Origin of the sequence: Nostoc sp. ChiSLP03a (assembly GCF_034531215.2) — a bacterium.
Taxonomy (GTDB): domain Bacteria; phylum Cyanobacteriota; class Cyanobacteriia; order Cyanobacteriales; family Nostocaceae; genus Nostoc.
Map to the genome: position 1 here is coordinate 1 of NZ_JAVRBQ020000123.1, position 8,042 is coordinate 8,042.

Annotated in this window: 10 protein-coding genes; 5 read left to right on the plus strand and 5 right to left on the minus strand. The window is 39.8% G+C overall.

The features are described 5' to 3' along the window. The coding region (locus RMY32_RS20190; RefSeq protein ID WP_322711987.1) for a hypothetical protein at nt 1-242 on the plus strand (242 nt) is incomplete at its 5' end. Nucleotides 243-267: 25 nt separating this feature from the next. Beyond that, nucleotides 268-1,011 carry a DUF3987 domain-containing protein gene (locus RMY32_RS20195; protein ID WP_409883525.1) on the plus strand — a complete coding sequence of 248 codons (744 nt, stop codon included), beginning with the start codon at nt 268-270 and terminating at the stop codon, nt 1,009-1,011. A 64-nt stretch (nt 1,012-1,075) separates the two neighbouring features. Here the strand turns inward: RMY32_RS20195 and RMY32_RS20200 are convergent, their stop codons facing one another. Together RMY32_RS20200 and RMY32_RS20205 are read right to left on the minus strand one after the other, a co-directional pair. Beyond that, nucleotides 1,076-1,573 (minus strand): molybdenum cofactor biosynthesis protein MoaE, encoded by a 498-nt coding sequence (locus RMY32_RS20200; RefSeq protein WP_322711988.1) that lies wholly within the window; start codon nt 1,571-1,573, stop codon nt 1,076-1,078. 257 nt (nt 1,574-1,830) lie between these two features. Continuing rightward, nucleotides 1,831-2,247 (minus strand): KTSC domain-containing protein, encoded by a 417-nt coding sequence (locus tag RMY32_RS20205; protein WP_322671449.1) that lies wholly within the window; start codon nt 2,245-2,247, stop codon nt 1,831-1,833. A gap of 470 nt (nt 2,248-2,717) precedes the next feature. On the opposite strand from RMY32_RS20205, the gene RMY32_RS20210 reads away from it, so the two are divergent. Next, nucleotides 2,718-3,110, plus strand: coding sequence for a hypothetical protein (locus RMY32_RS20210; protein ID WP_322711989.1), 393 nt, complete (start codon nt 2,718-2,720; stop codon nt 3,108-3,110). A gap of 241 nt (nt 3,111-3,351) precedes the next feature. Continuing rightward, nucleotides 3,352-4,296, plus strand: a complete 945-nt coding sequence (locus RMY32_RS20215) for a tetratricopeptide repeat protein (RefSeq protein WP_322711990.1) — start codon at nt 3,352-3,354, stop codon at nt 4,294-4,296. A 40-nt stretch (nt 4,297-4,336) separates the two neighbouring features. On the opposite strand, the gene RMY32_RS20220 is transcribed toward RMY32_RS20215, so the two are convergent. Further along, the gene (locus RMY32_RS20220; RefSeq protein ID WP_322711991.1) at nt 4,337-4,912 is read right to left on the minus strand and encodes a DUF411 domain-containing protein; all 576 of its coding nucleotides are present in this window, start codon (nt 4,910-4,912) and stop codon (nt 4,337-4,339) included. A gap of 1,000 nt (nt 4,913-5,912) precedes the next feature. Here RMY32_RS20220 and RMY32_RS20225 point away from each other — a divergent pair. Next, a complete protein-coding gene (locus tag RMY32_RS20225) occupies nt 5,913-6,518 on the plus strand; it encodes an HPP family protein (RefSeq protein WP_322711992.1) in 606 nt (201 codons plus the stop codon). Nucleotides 6,519-6,546: 28 nt separating this feature from the next. Here the strand turns inward: RMY32_RS20225 and RMY32_RS20230 are convergent, their stop codons facing one another. Together RMY32_RS20230 and RMY32_RS20235 are read right to left on the minus strand one after the other, a co-directional pair. Beyond that, nucleotides 6,547-6,750 (minus strand): ChaB family protein, encoded by a 204-nt coding sequence (locus RMY32_RS20230; protein ID WP_322711993.1) that lies wholly within the window; start codon nt 6,748-6,750, stop codon nt 6,547-6,549. Between the two features lie 289 nt (nt 6,751-7,039). Further along, a complete protein-coding gene (locus RMY32_RS20235; RefSeq protein WP_322711994.1) occupies nt 7,040-7,501 on the minus strand; it encodes a pyridoxamine 5'-phosphate oxidase family protein in 462 nt (153 codons plus the stop codon). Between the last annotated feature and the right edge of the window lie 541 nt (nt 7,502-8,042).

Below are 8,042 nucleotides of genomic sequence, written 5' to 3' on the forward strand. Positions count from 1 at the left end.
ATCAAGCAAGATTGCTTGGATCACTTTTTGCCGGAGGTCATAACTATAAGGTTTGGGCATCAGTTTCCCAGAGGTTCTACTGGAGCTTTCATCAAGGTCTACTTCCAGTTTATCGCTTAACCGCCTTGGCGGTTGCTATAATACCTGTATCGAAATTGATGCTGCTACAAACTTCCGCCCAGCCCCAATTCTGTGGATGGGTTTGGTTGGTGAGACAGGAGCTACAAAATCACCAATTTTGAATAGCATACGAAGCCGCTTGAAGAGTTGCAGGCAGATGCTGAAAACACTTATCAGTGTAACTTAGCACAGTATAAAGAAGAGTTAGCCGAATGCCACAAACTCTCGAAAGATGAGAAGAAGGATATGCCCACTGAACCAGTTCCACGGGAATATTACCTTCAAGATGCAACTTTAGAGGCGATCGCTGATTGCCTTAGCAAGCAACCAAATCGAGGAGTTCTTGTTGCGATCGATGAATTGGCAGGATTATTTGCTGGATTTAATCAGTACCGCCCTCAAGGTCGAGGTAATGATCGCCAGAAATGGCTCTCTGCTTATGACGGTAAACCTATTAAAATTAACCGCAAAACTAGACCTAGAGTATCCATATCTCGTACATCTGTAAGTGTAGTAGGAACGATTCAGCCCTGTGTTCTGCGAAGGCAGATGAGTAACTTGGAAGAAGACGACGGGTTTTGGTCTAGATATCTGTGGATTCAGCTACCATTAACCGAAATGCCACCACCAGGTGCTAAAACAATCCATAACCTCCCAGTATTGCTTAAAAAACTTTACAAGGACTTAGAAAACTTGCCGTCTAAAACTTACCAACTGAATCTAAGTGGGCAACAAGTTTGGAAGGAATGGCATTGTTGGTGTGAAAAGCAGAAAGTTACTGAACCAAATTCCGCATTGAGAGCCATTTATCCAAAAGCAAAAGAGAGAGCAGCTAGAATTGCTCTCATTGCCCATTGTGTGAATCTTCAGACGAGCTATCTGCTGATCTAATGCCGCCGAGTTTTCTGCCTGTTCTCTAGACGAAACACGGGCATAGGCAATCACTTCGGGAATTTTAACAATTTTCTCCTGACTGTTCACAAGCACCAATACTTACCCAACTACTAGATAGTTTACCATCTAGCCCGCTATACCACTCTTTTTTCCATATAGGGGCATTGTGTTTGAGCGTATCAATAGCATATTGGCAAGCTTCAAACGCCTCACTCCGATGAGGAGAACCCACAGCTACTAAAACGCTGATTTCCCCAACTTGCAAACGTCCAACACGATGATAAATCGCGACTCGATTCACATCAGACATAGATAAGCGAATATCAGCAGCAATTTGATAAAATATCCGCAACGCCATCGGTTCATAAGCTTGATACTCTAGAGCAATCACAGGTTTACCATCGGTTTGATTGCGAACCATACCACTCATCACAACCACAGCACCATTGGCTGGATCGTCGGATTTGGCATAGATTTCTTCCAGAGATAATGGTGCAAAGGTAATGGCAAAACTATCTTCGGCTCTTGGTTTAACAGCAGAGGTAAGTGTAGTTGTCATAACTGCGTTGATATTATATGGGTTTTTTCTATTGTCTCTGAAGAAAGCATTACTAGTAGTCTGCCAACCCAAAATTGTTAGGTGGAGATTGGGTAAAGGTTAAAGGGATTCATGGTAAGGGATAAAAAACATGAGTCCCTTTTCCCCCGCCCCTTATCCCCAGAGGAGACCCTACCTTCCCCTTTTCCCGACTTATGCCAAGAAGTCTCTTATACAACGCAAGAATTATTAAAAACCCTACATGCAGTTATTAGTCATTAATCTGCACAATCTAGACGATCGCAATCATATCTACCTTTAATCTCTTGATTGAAAAAGCTGCCAATTGAGTCCGAGGAATGTAGATCTTCCCAAGTATCCTCATCTACGCCTAAGTACTGATAAACCGCTCCACTTTGAAACTCAACTTGCAAAATCTGTTCGTCAGGATCGTAGCCTACAGCCGCCGCCATTGATGAGCTAACTGGTAACATAGCAATTGGTTCTTCTTCAAAGGGTAGTGCAGTAGTTTCAGCTATAACCTCATTGAGTTCTTGCAATCCTTCGTAAGCTTGTATCGGTGCCGGAATTTCCAAAAACTCTAGTTCGTTGCCTCGATCGAGTAACAACTGCAAATATCCATCAGAATGAGCGATCGCTACTAAACTGCTCAAGTCTACCTTAGATAGCTTCATTTATTTTGTACTCTCCTATTGGCGTAGTCGGGAGTGGTAAAGTTTTATGCAATATCAAGCGCTTCTGTAGTACATTTATACTAAAATATCGCTTAAGTGTCAAGTTTTTCCTTCTAAGAGAGAATTTTAGGTATGTAGAGACGTTTTAACAAAGCAGCACGCAGTGTTTTTCTCTGACATTTGGGGAAATACTTGTGATTAGGCTTAGGTGAATGAGCGTATTTGAGTCACCTAAAAAATTGCATAAATGTTCAACTCGCCTCAGTTAAGTACTTGAAAATTTTAACCATCCTTATTGTGTCTAGACTCAGTTGAGTCTCTATTGCTGTTTGTATCACCCAATTAGCTCACCCTTTTGGGTGAGTCATATATCAACCGATCAGATGACCTGACTGAAGGAAGTTGAGATTAATAATAAAGAGGACTCTATTACTAAGAAACACCGATCGCATTTTACCTAAATATAACTTATGAAACTTGCTACCTTAATAAATTCTGCACTGATTTTTGCTTCTCTTACTCTTGTACCTGGAATTGCTGGCGCTCAAACAGCTACTAATAACAATAGTGAAACAATAGCTGTTAACTCTAATAATTTATCCACAAACTCGACTTCTGCGAATTACCTCCAGCCTTTGAATCTAGTTAATTTTGCTTATCAAGGAGGTCTGCAACAACACGGTATTCCTAGCGGAGAAGCGCTAGTACTTAATACTTTGAATAGAAATATTCTTGCGAAAGATTTGGTGAAAGCTGCTGTGAATGCAAATAAATTACCATCACAAGTTTTAAACGATCAAAATTATTTAAGTGCTGTTAATTTAGAACTCAACGTGTTGCCAGATTATGCTGCTGCTGATTAATTTGGTTTTTCTTATATCTTTTGAGAAAGCTAAGTTTTTCAGTATGGTATATTTGTATGCTTGTTACTAAGGATAGATAAAAGCCTTTTATACATGGCGATCGCTGCGTATGAAAAGTATATAAGAAAGCTTGATATTGAAGAATAATTTCTCAATTTTGACATAAGTTGCACTTATCCTGTGCTAAAGCCACAGAAAATTGTATAATCGACAGCTTATGGAGCAAAAATTTCTATAGAGAATGACAGAAGTAATAAGATCCGGGGGACTAAATAATATTGAGTCCATTGAGTATGAAGAGCGGTGCTTAGAAAAAGCTAGAGAAACAGGCGATCGCAATCGGGAAGTCATTTCTTTGGCAAGTTTGGGCAATGCTTACCAGTCGCTAGGCGAGTACCACCTAGCAATTGAGTTTTATCAACAGTGGTTAGATATAGCTAAAGAAATAAACGATCGCTTAGAAGAAGCCAAATCTTTATCTGGGTTGGGTAACGCTTACCAATCACTAGGCAAATACCAGCGAGCGATTGAATTTTATCACCAGTGGTTGAGTATTACCAGGAAAATAGGCGATCGCACTGGGGAAGGTATTTGCTTGGCAAGCTTGGGTAATACTTATGAATACCTGGGTAAGTACGAGCAAGCAATAGAGCTTTACCAACAATGGTTGAGTATAACGAAGAAAACAGGCGATTGGACTGGGGAATGCATTTGCCTGGGAAGTTTGGGCAACATTTATGAATCCTTGGCATCTTACCAACTAGCAATTGAATTTTACCAACAATGGTTAGGGCTGGCGAAATTCATCAGCGATCGCAATGCTGAAGGCATGGCTTTGAGTGGATTGGGCGGTGCTTATAAAGCTTTAGGAAAGTATCAAAGGGCGTTGGAGTTTTATCAGCATTCATTAGAGATTAGAAGCGATCTTAATGACCCAAATGGGGAAGCAAATGCCTGGTTTAATTTGGGTTTAGTGTTAGAAAAAATCAATCGAGAATCAGAAGCGATGGATGCTTTTTGCAATGCTCGTGAAATTTATCGTGCAATGGGACTCGATGCCAACCTGCAAGATTGTAACCATGCCATTGAGTTTCTTTCTCAAAATGTTGCAAGCGCACCATCTACTTTCTGGTTGAGGAGATGGTTAAGTCATTTGTCGCAGTCGATTAGAACTGGTTCTAAATAAAGAGTGCTGAGTTCCGAGTTAAAAGATTCTTTCTATTGACTCAGAACTCACCAGGATACTTATTGAATACTGCAACTGAGTTCTTGCGATCGAAAGAAAGCACAGAAAACGGGTCTTTTCGATTCCCCATTTCCATACCTGGAGTACCTACAGGCATTTGCGGAACAGATAAACCAACAACATCTGGCTTTTGTTGAAGCAGACGTTTGATGTCGTCTGCTGGGACGTGTCCTTCAATAACATATCCATTAACAATTGCCGTGTGGCAAGATGACAAGTCATCCGGCACTTTGTACTTTTGTTTGACTGTTTCGATGTCAGGCGTAGAAAAATCTGTGATTTTAAAACCCTGTGTCTTTAAGTGTTCAATCCACCCGCCACAACAGTTACAATCGGGACTGCGATATACAGTGGCATTTAGCACTGTTGATTTTGATGGTGTCTGTTGCTCCTGGATATGACTACTGCTGAAAACAGCTTGAGCATGACTCATAGGAGCAGTGCTTCCCAAAATGCTCAACACCCCTAATGTTAGAACCACTATTTGCACAATGGCAGGTATCAAGATGGGAAGTAACCATTTTTGCCAGCAATAAATCAATTGGTTGTGTGACATCTGATACTTCCTAAATACAACATTGCTTCCAAAACACTCTGCGTTTAAAAACACTACGATTTTAAATAAAAATAATCTCCCTATTGCAGTATTCATGGCGTTCTGGGTTGGTTTCTTCCATAGCCCGATACTCATCTAAAACTATTATCAGCAAAGGAAAGAAGAATTACCAATGAACAGACAAAAAGGATACAAATTCCTAAATTTATTTATGGGGATTTTATGCCGTAAATTTTGAATTCCCCGTTCGCGTAGCGTCCCGTAGGGAAGGGGTTGACCTCTCCCCCAGCCCCTCTTGGACACCCAGAGGGGAGCCAAAACCCTAATTTCTCGTTGCTCCTCCCTTTCCCCGTGGGAAAGGGAGGTTGTCCGGGAGAGGTTCATAATCTGACTGGTTAAGAGCCTCTAGGCTCTTAACTCATTCTTGGAGGCTCTGCCTCCAGTAGCTTGACAAGAGGCAGAAGCCTACTTTAAAACATTCTCAAGCCTCCAGGTTAGCAACAAGACAACACAAGCTTTGGGGCTTTACAAGCGTGCAATTCTCAGCTAGCACCTTGAAGTTAGTAACAATATCTTTAATATGGAACAAATCTAGGCAGTTCATAAGTAAATCTTATAGCTCTGATAGTTTTTTTTCTACGTAATATACGCTTTTTTAAAAAATTTCCAAGATACTTTCAAGATACTTTAATGATAGAATGTTATAAAATCATGACATTAACCAATATTCTATTGGACTTGTTAATTTAGCGTTAATAGGTCTATGTAAATGTTGCTCTTAATGTCTTGAATAAATAATCTAGTCGATGCCTTATCTACAATCTGGAAAGGTACTGCTGTGTGCATTGTTATCTTTAGTGTATCAACCGATTTAAGATACTATTTTTGCTAACAAACTTGAGATAGATGTGTTTGTTTATTTCGGTATTGATAACTAGCTACAGCATCATTTCACAATGCATATTTTCTAAGTCGATGCTTATTTATTATTGTGAAGTTTATGAAAGGAAATTTCCCCAAAAAACGAACTAATTCTGCATATTTAAGATTATTTAATTACAAAAATATTTACTTTAACTTGAAGAATTACTGGTTTAAGGTTAGTGGAACCTGGCGGTCATGTCCTCTAACATGTCCTATAGATAAACCTCATCACAAACATATTTTTTGGAGTTGGCTTGGTAGTTTCTTAGCGATCGCAGCAACGGCTTACCTGTCTGCGAAAACACATTCTCCTCTGCTTATGGCTCCGTTTGGTGCTACCAGTGTATTGATATTTGGTGTGCCAGACAGTCCTTTGGCTCAACCCCGTAATGTGATTGGTGGTAATCTCGTAGCTGCCTTAGTCAGCCTAATTATTTTACATCTTTTCGGTTCGTCACCTTGGACAATGGGAATGGCAGTAGCAACAGCCATTGGGATGATGCAGCTGACTGGAACTCTACACCCACCTTCAGGAGCAGTTGCCTTAGTCGTGATGATGACAAAAGCTCCTTGGCAATTTCTATTAACACCTGCTTTACAAGGTTCTATTATTTTGGTGCTTTGTGCTGTGGTTTTTAATAATCTGGCACAAGAGAGGACTTATCCCAAGCACTGGCTGTAAGAAAACCTGAATCGAACCGTATTGATTTCTATTCTGGTTTTTTGTGCCAATGCCCATCATCGCCTTTTTCGTAATCGCGCTTTACCGCACTCCAAGCGACTCGAAAGGAACGTTCTTCTCCACCATATTGTTCTTGAGCGCTGTTAAATGCAGCCCAGAAAATTTCTTGGGCGTGTTTGGGTAAGTTTTCTTTGACTGAATCTGGTAAGTCTGCAATTTGTTTGTAAGGCATAACTTTTATTTCTCCAGTCTCATGTTGTATGCTTTGCTTTAGGGTGGAAAGCCATGTTTGATTTTGCCTTCATCAGCAGCATATTGCTGACGGCGATACCTGCGGTGAGCTACGCTAACGCACACCGCTTGCATTAGTTAAAAGCCAGCCACGGGCGATCGCTGAATTTTAAGGAAGTGCTTTCAGTTACTCAATACCACTAACAACTGCCGCAACTTCGGACAATAATTACACGTCTTAAATAATTCGTCATTGAATTTTTAACTGCGAATTACGAATTATTAATTACTTAAAGACGTGATGTTGTCAAAAAACTAATTGTTTGTGGCTTGAAACTCGATACGCTATCCCAATAATTAACTTGGTTAATATTTACCTTTAGCAAAGCAATACCAGGTTCGTCTAGTCCTTTAGGAAACCAAGTTTGAAGTTCCGGCTTCCATAGCTCTCGCATTTTGTTGCGTTCTTTTACAAGTTGTGCTGTACCTAAAATAGAAACGTATCGCTGTTGTTCGGGTGAAGAAAAAATAATATTTACCTGCTCGTGGTGTTCAATTTCAGTCACCTTATGGGAATCAGAATAAGTAAAGAACCAGAGTATGCTATCAGAGTTAATCTCACCACTCTTTGACATCGGGTAACTATGCAAGCTGCCATCATCATCGACTGTAGTAAACATACCATAATCAATATCTTTGATGAGTTCACGCAGTTTTTGAATCTGTTGCTCGCGGTCAGTAGAAGTTGCCATTGTTTGTACTTTTTTCTCTCTTTTTTCTCTATTTATCTATTTGTTGTCTAGGCTGCAATTTTTGATTACAACCAGATTGAATTTTGATAATGTTATTTTTTAGTATTAACCTTTTTAGTTTAAATTGCGTGAGCCTAAAGATGTAATTATAGTAAAAGTAGCTTTTTTAGTTATATCTATAGAGATATTTGTTGAGAGTGACTATTCTATGCATAGGCCATTTTTAGATATAGTCAGGTTGATTATATGCTTATTTCTTTAGACATAAATTTGATAAATTTTGTACTAAATTCAAGTGCCTCTGTAAGAGGTTGTTTGAAAAGTCGTAAAGTATACCAAAGACCCCACTTCCATTCCTCTCCCCGAAACGCAGAGAGGCTTTAAAACCCCCATTCCCTTCTAGGGAAGGGGGGCTAGGGGGGTTAGGTTTCCGAGGTCTAGAAGTTACTAAAAATACTTTTCAAACATTCTCTCAGAGCAAGGATTATCGGGACTAAAGTCCTTACTACAAACTTGAAATTTATTTATGCCTAGATACTTA